Consider the following 16,172-nt stretch of genomic DNA (forward strand, 5'->3'; position numbering starts at 1 on the left):
GGTTAAGTTAATTCCTTATTACGTAAGGAAACATTCTGAAGTGCTTCCATGGCAGCATTTTGTTGCGATTCTTTTTTAGAAGTTCCTTCACCTCGCCCTAAAACTATATTATCAATTTCAACAGAAGAAACAAAGACGGGAGCGTGTTCTACGGTTCCTGGAATTTCATCAGTTATAAACTGAACGTTGTGTTTATGTTTTTGTCCCCACTCGATGAGCATTGACTTAAAGTTATTGTCTTGATGCGCTAACTCGTTAAGATTAACGAAGGGAAAAAGTATTTTTGAGGTGATAAATTTCCTGCAACTGGCATAACCACCGTCAACAAATATAGCTCCGATTAAAGCCTCTAATGCATCACCTGGGATATTTGTTTTTTCTAAGGAGATTTTAGATTGAGAACTGATTAAGCTGTTCAAACCTAATTTTTGAGCAGTTTCATTTAAGAAAGCTCGGTTTACAATTTTTGAGCGAGTTTTCGTTAAAAAGCCTTCGTTTACATCGGGGTATTTGTTGTAAAGTTCTTCGGCAACAATAGCGCCTAACATGGCATCACCTAAAAACTCTAAACGTTCGTTGTTTAAGATGGTTCCATCATCAAGTTTTAACATAGATGACTTATGGATTAATGAAAGTTCAAATATCCTTAAGTCATTTGGGTAAGAGCCTGTAATGGACTGTAATAAAGAATAAAGCTTTCTCCTTTGGGGAGAAAGCTTTATTAAATTCAATAATATTTTTATCACAATTGATTAAATTGCTTTAAATACAATAGAAGCATTATGACCTCCGAAACCAAAAGTATTCGATAAAGCAATATTTACTTCACGCTCTTCAGCTTTATGATAGGTCATATTTAGTTTTGGATCAATTTCAGGGTCGTCCTCAAAGTGGTTAATGGTTGGAGGTACAATGTTGTTTCTAATGGCTAAAATACAAGCTATAGATTCAACTGCTCCAGCCGCACCTAGAAGGTGACCTGTCATTGATTTTGTTGAGCTAATGTTTAATTTATAAGCATGCTCTCCAAAAACTTCTTTAATTGCCAAAGTTTCAGCGATATCACCTCTTGGTGTAGAAGTACCATGAACATTGATGTAATCAATCTGCTCAGGTTTAATATCGTTATCCTTTAAGGCTGCTTTCATCACGTTTTTTGCACCTAATCCATCTGGATGTGGAGCAGTAAGGTGATGCGCATCTGCTGTCATTCCAGAACCTACTACCTCACAATAGATAGTTGCTCCTCTTTTTACAGCGTGTTCATACTCTTCAAGAATCAAAGAAGCGCCACCTTCACCCATTACAAAGCCATCTCTGCCTTTATCAAATGGACGAGAAGCTGTTTTCTCATCATCATTTCTTGTAGATAATGCTTGCATCGAGTTAAAACCTCCAATACCAGCTTCACAAATTGCAGCTTCAGAACCTCCAGTGATAAAGGCTGTTGCTTTTCCTAAGCGAATTAGGTTAAAAGCATCACCAATAGCGTTGGTTGCTGAAGCACAAGCTGAAACAGTATTAAAGTTCGGTCCTCTAAAACCATATTTCATTGAAATATGACCTGCAGCAATATCTGCAATCATTTTAGGTATAAAAAATGGGTTAAAACGAGGATTTTCTTCGTTTTTAACAAACCCTTTAATTTCATCTGAAAATGTTTGAATTCCACCAATTCCGGCTCCCCAGATAACACCAACTTCATCATGGTCAATATCTTCTGAATCAATGCCAGAATCTTGAACAGCCTGCTCAGCTGCAATCATAGCAAACTGAGCAAACATATCAAGTTTTCTTGCCTCTTTACGATCAAAATAATCGTTAGAGTTGTAATTCTTTACTTCACAAGCAAATTTTGTCTTGAAATTGGTGGCGTCAAAACGAGTAATGGGTGCAGCTCCACTTACTCCATCAACAAGGTTCTTCCATAGTTCTTCGACAGAATTACCCAAAGGAGTGATTGCTCCTAATCCCGTTACTACTACTCTTTTTAACTCCATAACTTCCTTTAAAGTGTAAACTTCGTTTATCTACTTATTTAGCGTTTTCCTCTATATAAGAGACGGCATCACCTACAGTACCGATGTTTTCTGCTTGATCATCTGGAATAGCGATGTTGAATTCTTTTTCGAATTCCATGATTAACTCAACAGTGTCAAGAGAATCCGCTCCTAAATCATTAGTGAAGCTTGCTTCAGTTGTAACTTCAGTTTCGTCAACTCCTAGTTTATCTACGATGATAGCTTTCACTCTTGATGCAATGTCAGACATAGCTTTTTAATTTTTAATGTTAATAATTAAAATTTATTGATTAAAATAACTTTGCAAAGGAAAAAAAATCAGCATAATCAGCCAAATAATATTCAAATAAAATCAATGGGGGAGCTTTTTTTTCTATTTTTGGGGTTCTAAAAAGTTGGGTAAATATTAATATAAAATACAGGAAATGAGTAGGGTTGCCATATTTGCTTCGGGGTCGGGAAGTAATGCAGAAAACATTGTAAAATATTTTAAAGGAAGGCTAAAAAGCAAGGATTTTCACTTTTTTACTAACAGCTCGAAAGCTTATGTGAATGAAAGAGCGCATAAATTGGATGTTAAGGTCACTACTTTTTCAAGAGATGAGTTTTATAACTCAAGTAAAATTATAGATATTTTAAAGGATGAAAAGTGTGAGCTTATCATATTGGCAGGTTTTTTATGGTTAATTCCTAAAGAGTTGGTTGCTAATTACAAAGGGCGAATAATTAATATACACCCTGCTTTATTACCTAAGTTTGGTGGTAAAGGCATGTATGGCAAACGTATTCATGAAGCTGTTGTTGCCGAAAAAGAAAAGGAGACAGGCATTACTATTCATTATGTAGATGAAAACTACGACGAGGGTAAAATTATAAAACAAGTAAAATGCGAGGTATTGTCATCTGATACAGCTGAACAGGTGGAGAAAAAGATTCATGCCTTAGAATATGAATACTATCCTAAGGTAGTTGAAGAGTTATTGCAAATATAGATAGGACTTGGGAACATTAAAATTAAATGTATATTTAGAAACATGTTTAATACATAGATAATAGCTTTAAAAGATGTCCACGTTATTAGATGCCACTTATATTACTGATAAATTAAATATAGACCTACCGTTAATTGGTGTATATGATGCTCCTCGCGATGCGGAATTTGATAGAATTATAGAACCAGTATCGCATCGTAGGACCTGTGTTTTTGCTTATTTTAATGCTTGGATGCGTGGTCAAACCTTGAAATTGTCGTCTACGAATTATGGGTGTAGCGGAAGTGGTTATTGGCTATTTGGAAAGGAAACGAGAGGAAGGAAAGAGTTTATTGACTTTTTAGTGGGGGATGAAGGTTTAAAATGTTCGAGAGAGAAGATGGCTAGTTGGCTAGATGTTTCACCGACTTATAAATCGAAACACAGGTATATATATATAGGGCCTCTAAAAAACTCAATGGAGAAGTATTTAAAATCTGTTACCTTCTTTGTTACTCCAGATCAATTGAGTGCTTTAATCATTGGAGCAAACTATCATGCGGATGCTAGTGAAGGTAGTCCTGTGGAAGTGCCTTTTGGTTCTGGATGTATGCAATTATTATCTATGGTTCCTGATAATGATAAAGCTAAAGCGGTTGTAGGGGCTTCAGATTTAGCGATGAGAAAATATCTTCCTAAGGAATTGATGGCGTTTACGGTTAATGCTAAGATGTTTGATAAGTTGTGTTCTATTGATCATGAAAGCTTCTTAAATAAGCCATATTTGAAAGACTTAATCGAATTTCGACGTGCTTCGAAATAGGTTTCCTATTATTAAATAACCGATTTGTTATATTATAACTTTTCTAGTACTTTGAAGATGTAGTTTTGGGTGAGAAAAGCTCTGTTGGTATTAACTTAGCTTTAGTTTTCATATTCTGCCATTAAGCACTATCTTGCTGCGCAAATAAAAAAAGAAACTTAAACTCATATGCAAAAAACTATTCTTATTTTGCTAGTAGGCATCTTACTGGCATCATGTGCTCAAACAAAACTAACTGTATCCTGGAAAAGAGATGATTCGGCTCCTAAGGAATTTGAAAAAATTGGAGTTGCAGTTATATTACCATCGGAACCACACAGGCTGGCGGTTGAGGAAGCCGTAACCGAGAAACTAAAGACTTCTGGCGTAAATGCAGAAATGACATTTTATAAATTTATGTTGGCTGGTAGAAAAGATATCCTTTCTGAACTTACCTTTGAAAAGGGAGAGCTAAAAAAGATAGCTATAGAAAAGATTAAAGAAAACAAGTATGATGCTTTGATGGTAGTTACCTTATTGGATGCGCGAAGCGAACGACGTTATGTACAAAGTAATATAGGAATCACGCCTTATTTCGATCCTGCTTATGCAGCATATAATCAACCTTATTACGATTTCTTAGAGAATGCTTATAGAGCGATGTATAATTATGGTTACTACGAAACGACTACCATAGTGTTTTTAGAGAGTAATTTATATGATACTAAAACCGGTAATTTATTGTGGACAGGTCAGTCTGAGACTACCAATATGGAATCATTGCAGAAAGAAGCAGATCAGTTTTCAAAGATTATAGTAAATGATTTGATTAAAAAGAAAGTGTTTGAAGTGAAGTAGAAATTTAAATAAGCTGTACCATGAGAAGTGCTTTCATAATAGTATTGATTTGTATCTTCAGTGTTGTTGCAGCGCAAGATACAACGGTGGTAAAAAAGGAAAGGAAAATTTCCTTTATACCACTGCCTGTAATTGCATCTACACCAGCCACAGGCTTTATGTACGGGGTAGCTCCAAGTGCCAGTTGGTATATGGGCGACAAAAGCAATACTCGAATATCTTCTGCCTTGGGTACTATTATTTATACCACCAAGAAACAACTGATCTTAACGCTAAAATCAAATACTTATTTATCCAGCGATAGTTGGATATTATTAACAGATATTAGGTATTTCATCACTTCACAGCCTACATATGGTTTAGGTACAGGCCCTGCCAATTTACTACCCATGCAACATGGGCTTCAATATACTCAAGGTTCTACTTCTCCTTTGGTTACAGGAGAACAAATGATGGAGTTTAACTATTTTAGATTTCATGAAACAGTCCTAAAGAGAGTAAATAATTCTTCTTTTTATGCTGGAATTGGACTCCATTACGATTATCATTTTAAAATTAAAGATAATTTGTTGAATCCGCCGGATTCAATTACGAGTCATTATGCCTACAGTAAAATATTAGGGTTTAACCCAGAAAAGTATACTACTTCAGGACTATCCTTTAATGGGATGTATGACAGTAGAGATAATGCTATTAATCCATATAGTGGCAGATATGCTTTTGTCAATTTTAGGTATAATCCTGAATTTATGGGAAGCTCTAAAAATTCGTCTATCCTTTGGTATGAATATCGAGATTATTTAAATGTAAATAAGGATAGGCCTCGTCATTTAATAGGTTTTTGGACATATGGATGGTTTGTGAGTAGTGGTGATGTTCCGTATTTAGATTTGCCAGGAGTTGGCTGGGATCAATTTGGACGTTCTGGCCGTGCTTATGCTCAAGGACGATTTAGAGGTGAAGATATGCTATATGGTGAGGTTGAGTATAGAATGCCATTACAAAAGAACAAAGATACTTTTGGGGCCGTACTGTTTGTTAATTCAACTTCTGCAAGTAACCGTTTGGGTGGTGTAAATATTGCTGATAGCTTCGATTTTGGGGTAGGAGCAGGATTGCGTATTATGGTTGATAAATCTTCTCGAGCTAATTTAGCCATTGATTTTGCAGTGGGAGAACATGGAGAGTCTGGCTTTTATCTGGGCATAAACGAAGTGTTTTAGTTGTTAACAGCTATTCTGGTGTTAATCTCTATTTTCTCATTTAGCATGAGCGTTTTTCGTTTTTATTCCTTGTATGAAGTTACTAACTGTTGCTAAAACATAAAAGATACTAAATAGAGAATTAATTGGTTAATTTACAGTATCTTCGCGGACTGAAAAAATAAAATTGTTCATGAAGCGTATTAATCAATACAAAAAGATGTTTGGTGTGGAACAGGAGATAGAGCTTGCTTCCTTAAAGAAGACTTACCGAAGTTTAGTGAAGGAATGGCACCCAGATAAGTTTCAGGAAGATGATCCGTTGCATGCTGAAGCTCAGGTGAAAAGTAAGGAAATAATTGATGGCTATCATTTTTTAGTGGGTATTGCACCTGAAACCAAAGCTGCTAATTTGGATGATTACATGGAAATACTAGGTGAGTGTGGTATTGATGATTATAGACATAAAGGTCAATTGTTAGAAGTTACATTTACAGATGGTGCTTGCTATGAGTATTTTGGTGTTACTCAAAAAATGTTTGCTAAACTGCAGAATGCTGATAATCCGATGCGTTTTGGAAAGCGAAATATATTTAATAGCTATCTTTATAGAAGATCTAAGAAAAGCATTATGGAAGAGCAAGTCTAATGAACAGTTAGACTCTTGTTCGTTAAATATTTGGAAATAGAAAAAGGTTGTCTTGTTTAATATGAGACAACCTTTTTCTGTATATTATTAGAGTTACTATTTTTATTTTGCAGCAATGTTAATAGACGCAGATTCTAGATTCTCAGAGCTTGCTGTAATATTTATTTCTCCTTTTTTGTCATTCGATTTAACAACTAATAAACAAAGGCCATTAAATAAAGTGATGTTGTCTGCTTGAAATGGTTCTAATGAAGCAGAGTTTCCATTTCCTACAGCAGCAATAGTTCCTTGGCCGCTAATATCAAATTTAATGCTATTATTGGCGGTTAGGCATTGATTACCTTCTTTATCAGTAACCGATACAGTAATAAAAGATAAATCTCTACCATCGGCATCAATAATAGTTCTGTCGGCTACTAATTGCACTTTTGCTGGCTCAGTAGAGGTTTTTATTTCTTTGCTGGCCTGTTCTTTACCATCAGTGTAGGCAATTACTTTAATAGACCCTGGCTGGTAAGGAACTTTCCAATTCAATCTATACTTTGACATATAGGTGCCTAGTTCAACGCCATGGTATTCTGCAGGGATTGGAGTTAAATCGACTCCTTTTACTTTTTTACCTACTGAAACTCCATTCACGAATAATTCAACTTCTTCACAATTGGTGTATGCGAATACGGGAATTGAGTCACCCTCCATGCCTTTCCAATTCCAATGCGGCAATACATGCACCATTGGCTCGGTAGTCCATTGGCTTTGGTATAGGTAATATCTATCCTTAGGAAATCCACATAAATCAACAGGTGCAAAATATGACGAATGCGAAGGCCAATTGTCATTCCAGTAGCCATGAGTAGAGTTATCTCTACCTCCATATGGCGTAGGCTCTCCAAGATAATCAAAGCCAGTCCACATAAATTCACCCAATGATTTGGTGTTTTTCTCTTGTTGTTCAAATTCAACATCTGGAGGATAAGCCCATGGTGGTCCTACTATACCATCGTAACTTGATACCTGATTACTTTCTTTTTGAGGAAGCGCCTCAATTGGTAAATGATAAACACCACGACTACTGGTTTGTGAAGAGGTTTCAGAACCATAAACAATGTATTTAGAATTCATTTCCATAACATCATCATATTCTAAAGGCCAATAATTTAAACCAATGATATCGATATAATCAGAAAGCTTATTATTAAAGGGTGCTGGAAAATAATTAAATCCTGCAGTTGTCGGTCTCGTTGGGTCTTGGTCGTGACAGATATCGGTAAGTTTTTTAGCAACCTTCCAACCATCTTTACGTCCTTGCTCCAAAATCTCGTTTCCAATACTCCACATAATAACACAAGGGTGGTTTTGATCGCGCTTAATCATATCACGTAAGTCGCGCTCATGCCATTTTTTAAAATACTTATTGTATCCGTTAGGTACTTTGCCAATTTCCCATTCATCAAATGCTTCAACTTGAACTACAATACCTAGTTTATCGCAAATTTCAAGAAGTTCAGGAGATGGTGGGTTGTGGCTAGTTCTTAGTGCATTTACACCCATACTTTTCATAATCTCCATTTGGCGTTCTTTGGCACGGTAGTTAATAGCTGCTCCAAGAGGTCCCATATCGTGATGCATGCAAACCCCCTGTAACTTTACTGTTTTGCCATTTAATCTGAAACCGTGCTCTCTACTAAAGTCAATTTCGCGAATACCAAAAGTAGAAACGTATTCATCTATAATAGTTCCATTGAGTTTAATTTGAGAAACCGCTTTGTATAAATTGGGCACATAAATGTCCCACAATAATGGATTTTCAACTTTAATATTTTGGTTTACAGTTCCTGTAGTACCCGATTGAATAACAATGTCGGATTGTATTGTTTTTATCGTAATGCCATTAGGATCAAATATCTCGGTATGAAGTACGGCCGATTTTTCGCTACCATTAGCATTTTTAATATGTGTTTGTAATTGAACGGTAGCTTCTTGTTTACTAACCTCTGGCGTAGTTATGTACGTGCCGTACTGAGGTACATATAACTTATTGTTGATTTTTAATCGAACATTTCGATAGATACCTGCACCAGGATACCATCTTGCGGATAAATCTTCTGGTTGAAGACAAACTGCAATAACATTCTCCTCTCCAAACTTAATGTAAGGAGTCATATCAATTTCAAAACCGATGTAACCGTATGGGCGCTTGCCCGCGAACTCTCCATTTACCCATACTTGGGCATTCGACATCGCTCCATCAAACTCGATAGCAATTGACTTACCATCGTCTTCTTTTTTAATTTTAAAGTGTTTTCTGTACCAACCTGTACCATGAACAGGAAGGCCGCCAGTTCTGGCGTTGTATTTATTGTCAAAAGGACCTTCAATAGCCCAGTCGTGTGGTAGGTTAAGTGCTCTCCAATCGCTATCATCAAATGTAACTTGCTGAGCGTCTTCTGCCTGCCCTTTGAAAAATAACCAATTGTCGTTAAAATCTTTATCTTCTACAAAGTTTACTTTATTACAACTTTGAAGAAGTGTTGCAATTATTAGAAGGCTAAAAAAAGACAATAAATTCTTTTTAAGGAAATTCAATTTAGTTTTCATTGTAAGTTAAGTAATTAATCAACTGTTTATGGGAAATACAAACTATGGGTAAAAATAGTACACGAATAGTTATTTTAAGAAAGATATCGGTTTATTAAAGGGGGTGTTTTTTTTCGGGTGTTAAAAATATATGTTTTTGTTATGTTTGTTTAGTTACAGGTTTAAGTGTAATTAAATGAGGGTGTAACGTGTTTGTGTTAAGCGGATGTGTAGGATTGTGGAATAAATAAATTAATTTTTACCCCTCTCTTATCGAGGAATAAATAGTACTTTTAATAATGATTATTCTAATATATTTGAACTTTATTTACCTATTGAAAATTCAATAAATCCATATTATGAAAAGATTGTTTCTATTTTTATTTTTAAGCATTTCGATAGTCTCGCTTGCCCAAGATAAGGGGTTTAAATGGGAGGATTACACTCTGCCAACAGACGAGCGAATTGATGCCATGGTTGAAGCCATGACTTTGGAAGAGAAAGCCAGCCAGTTATTAGACGTTAGTAAGGCTATTCCTCGTTTAAATATTCCTGAATATAATTGGTGGAATGAGTGTTTGCACGGTGTAGCTCGAAATGGTAGAGCTACTGTATTTCCTCAGGCTATTGGTTTAGCGGCTACTTTCGACCCAGAACTTATTCAAAAGGTATCTACGGCTATATCTGATGAGGCTAGAGCAAAATTTAATATTTCTGTTAAAAATGGAAACCGTTCAAGGTATGCTGGTTTAACTTTCTGGACACCAAATATTAATATTTTCAGAGATCCTCGTTGGGGTAGAGGTCAGGAGACTTATGGAGAGGATCCTTTTTTAACTTCTCAAATAGGTATTGCCTTTGTAAAAGGTTTGCAAGGAGATGACGAAAAATACTTAAAAGCGGCGGCTTGTGCAAAGCATTATGCAGTGCATTCTGGTCCTGAAGAGTTTCGTCATGAGTTTGATGCAATAGCATCTCCGCGCGATTTGTATGAAACTTATTTGCCTGCATTTGAGGCTTTAGTAAAAGAAGCCGATGTGGAAATTGTAATGGGAGCATATAATAGAGTTCTAGGAGAACCTGCTTGTGGTAGCCCATTTTTATTACAGGAAATTCTTAGGGAAAAGTGGGGATTCAATGGTCATATTGTTTCTGACTGTGGAGCGATTTCCGATTTTCATTTATATCATAAGGTAACAAAAAACGCGACAGAATCTGCAGCCTTGGCTATTAATAGTGGGGTGGATGTAAACTGTGGTAATACCTATAAAAACCTTGTTGATGCTGTAAATAAGGGCTTGGTAACAGAGGATACTATTGATGTTCGTTTAAAAACATTATTAAGAACCCGCTTTAAATTAGGTTTGTTTGACCCTGTTGATGCAAATCCATTTAATAATGTAGGCGAGGAAGTTATCTGTAGCGATAAACATAGCGATATCGCTTTGGAAGCAGCTCGAAAGTCATTGGTTTTGATGACCAATAAAAATAATGTATTGCCATTGGATCCTAATATTAATAATCTATATGTTACAGGACCTCAGGCTAATAATAGTGAAATGTTATTGGGTAATTATTACGGTATGAGTAATCGCTTAGTGAACGTTTTAGAAGGTATTACTGCTGCTGTTGGAGCAGGTACTACTATTAATTATAAGCAAGGTTGTCTTCCTTATCGTAAAAATGTTAATCCTATCGATTGGACTACAGGAGAGGCTAAAGCTTCGGATGCGATTATCGCAGTTTTAGGAATAACAGGAGCTATTGAGGGAGAAGAAGGAGAAGCTATTGCTTCTGATACAAAGGGAGATAGGTTGAAGCCATATTTGCCGCAAAATCAAATTGAGTTTTTAAAGAAACTTAGAAAAGACAATAAGAAGCCTATAATTGTAGTAATGACAGGAGGAAGTCCTATGGTAATACCAGAAGTAGAGGAGTTGGCAGATGCTATTCTTTGGGCTTGGTACCCTGGGCAAGAAGGAGGTACAGCTGTTGCTGATGTGATTTTTGGTAAAGTATCTCCATCTGGACGTTTGCCACTTACTTTCCTAAAATCGATAGATCAGCTTCCTGCTTACGAGGATTATAACATGGCTGGACGCACATATAAGTTCATGGAGAATGATCCATTGTTCCCATTTGGCTTTGGTTTGAGTTATACTAAGTTTGAGTATTCAAATGCAGTTTTAAGTGCTGCTAAAATTAAAAGAGGTAAGTCTGTTACAGTAGAGTGTGAAGTAAAGAATATTGGAGATAGAGATGGCGAAGAGGTTGTTCAGGCATACTTGATACAGCCAGGAGCAGGCACCGAAGCTCCGTTTAAAAAGTTAGTTGCTTTTAAACGAATAGATATTGCTAAAGGGGAAACAGCAAAAGTTAAGTTCGAAATTTCTTCTAAACTGATGAGCCAGATTAGTGAGGAGGGAGAAGAAATACTTAAAAAAGGTGAGTATTCCGTTGTAATAGGAGGTTCCTCACCAGTAAAAGATATGCAAAGGTTAGGAATTTCTAGTCCTGTAAATGCAAGCTTTGTACTAAAATAATATTTTGCTAAGATTTGATATTTTTTAACTTTGCCCTGCTGCCATATTGGTGGTGGGGTATTTTTTTATAAATTGCTTCATCCTTATAATTGCAAAATTTAAAGTTCTACATATGCGTTTTGTTATTTTATTTACTCTTCTTACGCTTTCTGTTATAGTATCTTCTCAATCCGATTTTGAAAGGTTAAATACAGATAATGGTCTATCTCAAAATGATATTAATTTTATCTATCAGGATAGCAAGGGATTTATGTGGTTTGGTACGGTGGATGGCTTAAATAGGTATGACGGACTAACCATTGTGCAATATAAGATTACGACACCAATGGAATTTCCTATAGGAAGTAACTTGCCATTTTGTATTACGGAAGATCGAAATGGGGATTTGTGGATTGGTACGTCAGACAATGGTCTTTGGCACTTTAACCGTAAAAAGGAACAGTTTATTCAGTTTCCCATGCAACACGATGGTGTAAGGCTTTTAGCCGATTCTAAAATTAGTAGTTTATACCTCACTAATGATAATCAATTGTTAGTCGATTCTAAAGGAGGCTTGTCAATTGTTAATCTTACCGAATTGGATAAGGGCAATTATAAAACCATTGTCTATGATACTTCGCCTAATAATAAAGATGAACTACTAAGGAATTTACATGACATGACTTTTGTAATGGAAGATAAGCGCGGTGTTTTATGGATGAGTTCTAAAGCGGGTTTATTTCAAGTAAAGGGAAACTTATTTGATGATATTGTATTAAATAGGGTGAATGCTTATTATGGAGGAATGACTAACGGTATAGTAGAGGTGGAAGGAGGATTCCTTGTTTCTTTGTATGATGGAGTATTTTTTCTAGACTATAGCTTAAATACATTTAAGTTATGTGATCATTATTTCGACCAGTTTATAGGTAGCAGTAAGGGTACCTTTTTTGGAGGGAATGATAATGGTTTGTTTGAATTAAGTTGGGATATAAAGAATAAGGTTTTAATAGAAGTCAACCACTTTAAATATGAATTCAATAATATAAAAAGTCTATCTAAGAATAATATAACTGCCTTGTATGAGGATCGTTATGGTTTGCTTTGGGTAGGAACTAACGGAGGAGGGTTGAATAAATTAGATTTAAATGAAAAGAAGTTTCATCATTACTACCAAAGTACAGAGGAGCAAAGCTTGTCTTATAATAAGGTTAGGGCTATGTTAGAAGATCCTTTGGGAAATATATGGATTGGAACTGAAGGTGGAGGATTATCTTATTTAAGGAGCGAGCTGACTGATGATTATAGTAAGGGGTATAAACAGGCTAATGTAGCCACTTATGATGGTGCACAAAACTATGTGTATTGTCTTGAGAATGTTCCTGGTGAAAATGGTAGCGTCATATTTGGGGCTGGTTATCCATTAATTTTAGGAATTGGAAGAGTTGGTAAGTCTGGAGAAATAGAAATAGACAATTATACGGATCTTAAAATAAGTCCTGCATTTTCAATTTTTGCAGATTCTCGAAAAAATATTTGGTTAGGTACATATGGAAGTGGCCTTTACAAAGTTAGGTATGATGCCTCTAAGAAAAAGTTAGAGTTGTTGGCTAATTACTCCAATGAATTAGAAAGTCAATTTTCATTGACTTCTGATATCGTGAGAAGTGTAATTGAAGATGAGGAGGGAAACTTGTATATAGGTACGGATAATGGTTTGAATATATTGCCTCGTACAGAGATGCATCGTGAAAAACCAATTTTTGAACATGTAAAATATGATTATAATGACCCTAATTCCTTAGCTCATAATTACATTTTAGCCATGCATCTAGATAAAAAGAATCGTATCTGGATTGGAACTATGGGGGGCGGACTTTGTCTCTTGAATAAAATAAAGGATGGAAGATATTCCTTTAAGCGATATACATCTAAGCATGGTTTGCCCAATGATGTCATAAAAGCCATTGAAGAGGATGAGAGAGGGAATTTGTGGATTTCAAGCAATAAGGGATTAACAAAGTTTAATCCGCAAACCGAGGATATTAGAAATTATACTACTGCTGATGGTTTGCAGGGGAATGAGTTTAGCGAATTGGCATCATGTGTTAGATCGAATGGTGAGTTTTTGTTTGGGGGGGTAAATGGTTTTAATAGTTTTTTTCCTAATGAAATTAAAGATAACCCGTATGCTTCTAATATTGAGTTTACGAACCTTTTTGTATTAAATGATTTAATATTACCAGGAAAGGAATATAATGGGCGTATAGTTTTAAATCAAGAAATGCCATCAACAGATTCATTAAAACTTAGATTTTCAGAGAGTAGTTTTAGTGTGGGGTTTTCAGCGTTGCATTATGTAGCTCCTAAAAAAATTGAGTATAAGTATAAGTTAGATGGTTTTGATACAGACTGGAATGTAATTAAAGGAACAGAACCTGTTGCTAAGTATACTAATATCCCGCCAGGTGAGTATGTTTTAAAGGTGTTAGCAACGAATAATGATGGTATTTGGAATTCGGTGCCAGCAAATTTATATGTTGAAGTAGTTCCTCCGTTTTGGCGTACGATATGGGCTTTTTTACTTTATGCCTTAGTCTTGTTAGCTATGTTGTTGTTTTTCAGAAGGTACTCTATTATTGCGGTAAATCAGAAGAATGAACTTATGATGGAGCACTTTAAAAAGGAGCAGGTGGAAGAGTTAGTACAATTGAAGTTACAATTCTTTACGAATATATCGCACGAATTTAGAACACCACTTACGTTGATACAGAGCCCACTTGAAAAATTAATTGATAAAGGAAGTGAAGTAACTAATGATTTTAGGCAGAAAAGTTATTCGTTGATGATGAAGAATATCTCTATATTAAATAGGTTAATTACCCAATTGATGGAGTTTAGAAAGCTAGAAAAGGGTAATATGCCTCTAGAAGTATCTAAAGGAAATCTATATGATTTAGTCAAGCAAGTAGTAGATGCTTTTCAGGAGATTGCGCAGGCTAAAAATATACATTTCGAAATGAAGAGTATGTATTCGATGATGGAGCTTTGGTTCGATCATGATAAAGTAGAGAAAGTGCTCTTTAATTTATTATCAAATGCATTTAAGTTTACCAAAGCAGGTGGAGAAGTAGATGTTGTTGTTAGTGAGGAGGAGATAGATGGGCAAGAATGGGTAAAAATAGATGTAATAGATAATGGACCTGGAATTGATAAGGATAAGTTACCGTTTTTATTTAATCGTTTTTATCAAACGGGTAGTCATAAGCTTTCTAAAGTATCAGGAACAGGTATAGGTTTAGCGTATGCTAAAAACTTGGTAACATTACATAAGGGTAGGTTAAGTGTACAAAGTGAACCTAATGTGGAAACGAAGTTTTCTGTTTACCTTAAAAAAGGTAAAATGCATTTTGAAAAAGGAGATTTTTGTGAACAAACTAAATCGGATGGACAAAGAAGTGTCAGTTTAAATGCTGAAGTACACTTGGCAAATCAAATAAAACAAGATGATGAGCAGGAAGTTAGCTTAAGTAGCAATAAGCCTACAGTACTTATCGTGGAAGATAATCATGATGTGCAAGAGCTTCTAAAAGATACACTCGAGGGGCTATATAATTGTGTTCAGGCATATGATGGAAAACAAGGACTCGAATTAGCAAATCAATATACACCTAATTTAATAGTAAGTGATGTAATGATGCCTGAAATGGATGGTTTTGAAATGTGCGAGATATTAAAAAAGGATGAAGCATTGTGCCACATCCCTGTTATCATGCTTACGGCTAAATCAACCGATAATGATAAGCTGAGTGGGTTTGAAGGTGGAGCGGAGGCTTATATGTCTAAGCCTTTTAAAATAGAGATACTTTTGGCTCAAATAGGATCTATATTAGAGTCGAGAAGTAGGGTGATGCAAAAGTTCTCTAAAAATCTTAGAGTAGAGCCTAAAGAGGTAACTTTTACCTCGATAGATGAAAAGCTAATTGACAGATTGCTTAAGGTGGTTGAAGAAAATATTAGTAATCCTGAATTTACTGTAGTTCAATTGGCCGATGAAGTAGGGATGAGTCAATCTATTTTAAACAAAAAACTAAAAGCCATAATCGGTCAAACTGCTAATGTATTCATTCGAACGATTAGGTTAAAAAGAGCAGCGCAATTATTAAAACTGAAGAGGCATTCGGTAACAGATATTGTTTATGAAGTGGGTTTTAACGATGTAAAATACTTTAGGGAGTGCTTTAGGAAGCAGTTCAATCTCACACCAAGTGAGTACGCAAAAGAAAACTCAGAAACAGAAGAGTAGAGTTGAAGTGAATGAATTAAAGCGGCCTTAGGATTTTCCTAAGGCCGCTTTTGTTTGTAAAAAAGTGAAATTAAGTAATGTGTTTAAATCTTATAGCTTTCATTATCAGTAGTGTTAATGGTGGGTTGAATGTAAACTAACAGAGCTTAAGGCATGAGTGATATTTGTGTGATGCTTATATTTTACCTTGTTTTTCATCTCGATTTTCCCTGAACATGCACTTTGTTAGTCTAATGTGGTATATATGATATTTACTTCTTTGTT

Annotated in this window: 11 protein-coding genes; 7 read left to right on the top strand and 4 right to left on the bottom strand. The window is 35.4% G+C overall.

The genetic code is table 11. The features are described from left to right. Nucleotides 1-2: 2 nt before the first annotated feature. Genes rnc through A8L32_RS11730 form a run of 3 tightly spaced genes read right to left on the bottom strand, consistent with a single transcriptional unit; the run spans nt 3 to nt 2,271 of the window. Complete coding sequence (gene rnc, locus A8L32_RS11720; RefSeq protein ID WP_233145482.1) at nt 3-746, bottom strand: ribonuclease III; 744 nt, start codon at nt 744-746, stop codon at nt 3-5. Nucleotides 747-752: 6 nt separating this feature from the next. Then, nucleotides 753-2,000, bottom strand: a complete 1,248-nt coding sequence (gene fabF / locus A8L32_RS11725; RefSeq protein WP_066630828.1) for a beta-ketoacyl-ACP synthase II — start codon at nt 1,998-2,000, stop codon at nt 753-755. 34 nt (nt 2,001-2,034) lie between these two features. Continuing rightward, a complete protein-coding gene (locus tag A8L32_RS11730; protein ID WP_027470525.1) occupies nt 2,035-2,271 on the bottom strand; it encodes an acyl carrier protein in 237 nt (78 codons plus the stop codon). A 175-nt stretch (nt 2,272-2,446) separates the two neighbouring features. On the opposite strand from A8L32_RS11730, the gene purN reads away from it, so the two are divergent. From purN to A8L32_RS11755, 5 genes are all read left to right on the top strand, one after another. Next, nucleotides 2,447-3,013: a phosphoribosylglycinamide formyltransferase gene (gene purN / locus A8L32_RS11735; RefSeq protein WP_066630830.1), complete on the top strand. Its 567-nt coding sequence runs from the start codon at nt 2,447-2,449 to the stop codon at nt 3,011-3,013. A 73-nt stretch (nt 3,014-3,086) separates the two neighbouring features. Beyond that, on the top strand, nt 3,087-3,815 hold the full coding sequence (locus A8L32_RS11740; RefSeq protein WP_066630832.1) for a DUF169 domain-containing protein: 729 nt from the start codon (nt 3,087-3,089) through the stop codon (nt 3,813-3,815). A 168-nt stretch (nt 3,816-3,983) separates the two neighbouring features. After that, entirely contained in the window at nt 3,984-4,652 is a 669-nt protein-coding gene (locus A8L32_RS11745) for a hypothetical protein (RefSeq protein ID WP_066630834.1), read from the top strand. A gap of 20 nt (nt 4,653-4,672) precedes the next feature. Beyond that, nucleotides 4,673-5,875 (top strand): BamA/TamA family outer membrane protein, encoded by a 1,203-nt coding sequence (locus tag A8L32_RS11750; protein WP_066630836.1) that lies wholly within the window; start codon nt 4,673-4,675, stop codon nt 5,873-5,875. Nucleotides 5,876-6,047: 172 nt separating this feature from the next. Then, nucleotides 6,048-6,503: a KTSC domain-containing protein gene (locus tag A8L32_RS11755; protein ID WP_066630838.1), complete on the top strand. Its 456-nt coding sequence runs from the start codon at nt 6,048-6,050 to the stop codon at nt 6,501-6,503. A gap of 102 nt (nt 6,504-6,605) precedes the next feature. On the opposite strand, the gene galB is transcribed toward A8L32_RS11755, so the two are convergent. After that, nucleotides 6,606-9,101 (bottom strand): beta-galactosidase GalB, encoded by a 2,496-nt coding sequence (gene galB, locus A8L32_RS11760; RefSeq protein WP_066630840.1) that lies wholly within the window; start codon nt 9,099-9,101, stop codon nt 6,606-6,608. A 338-nt stretch (nt 9,102-9,439) separates the two neighbouring features. Between galB and A8L32_RS11765 the strand changes: the two genes are divergently transcribed. Then, nucleotides 9,440-11,623, top strand: coding sequence for a glycoside hydrolase family 3 C-terminal domain-containing protein (locus A8L32_RS11765; RefSeq protein ID WP_066630842.1), 2,184 nt, complete (start codon nt 9,440-9,442; stop codon nt 11,621-11,623). Nucleotides 11,624-11,735: 112 nt separating this feature from the next. Beyond that, a complete protein-coding gene (locus A8L32_RS11770) occupies nt 11,736-15,908 on the top strand; it encodes a hybrid sensor histidine kinase/response regulator transcription factor (RefSeq protein ID WP_066630844.1) in 4,173 nt (1,390 codons plus the stop codon). Nucleotides 15,909-16,172 lie beyond the last annotated feature (264 nt).

The organism is Labilibacter marinus (assembly GCF_001659685.2).
GTDB classification, from domain to species: domain Bacteria; phylum Bacteroidota; class Bacteroidia; order Bacteroidales; family Marinilabiliaceae; genus Saccharicrinis; species Saccharicrinis marinus.

Coding starts and splice junctions, on each gene's coding strand:
- fabF (WP_066630828.1), bottom strand. CDS start 2,000: ATGGAGTTAAAAAGAGTAGTAGTAACGGGATTAGGAGCAATCACTCCT.
- A8L32_RS11730 (WP_027470525.1), bottom strand. CDS start 2,271: ATGTCTGACATTGCATCAAGAGTGAAAGCTATCATCGTAGATAAACTA.
- purN (WP_066630830.1), top strand. CDS start 2,447: ATGAGTAGGGTTGCCATATTTGCTTCGGGGTCGGGAAGTAATGCAGAA.
- A8L32_RS11740 (WP_066630832.1), top strand. CDS start 3,087: ATGTCCACGTTATTAGATGCCACTTATATTACTGATAAATTAAATATA.
- A8L32_RS11745 (WP_066630834.1), top strand. CDS start 3,984: ATGCAAAAAACTATTCTTATTTTGCTAGTAGGCATCTTACTGGCATCA.
- A8L32_RS11750 (WP_066630836.1), top strand. CDS start 4,673: ATGAGAAGTGCTTTCATAATAGTATTGATTTGTATCTTCAGTGTTGTT.
- A8L32_RS11755 (WP_066630838.1), top strand. CDS start 6,048: ATGAAGCGTATTAATCAATACAAAAAGATGTTTGGTGTGGAACAGGAG.
- galB (WP_066630840.1), bottom strand. CDS start 9,101: ATGAAAACTAAATTGAATTTCCTTAAAAAGAATTTATTGTCTTTTTTT.
- A8L32_RS11765 (WP_066630842.1), top strand. CDS start 9,440: ATGAAAAGATTGTTTCTATTTTTATTTTTAAGCATTTCGATAGTCTCG.
- A8L32_RS11770 (WP_066630844.1), top strand. CDS start 11,736: ATGCGTTTTGTTATTTTATTTACTCTTCTTACGCTTTCTGTTATAGTA.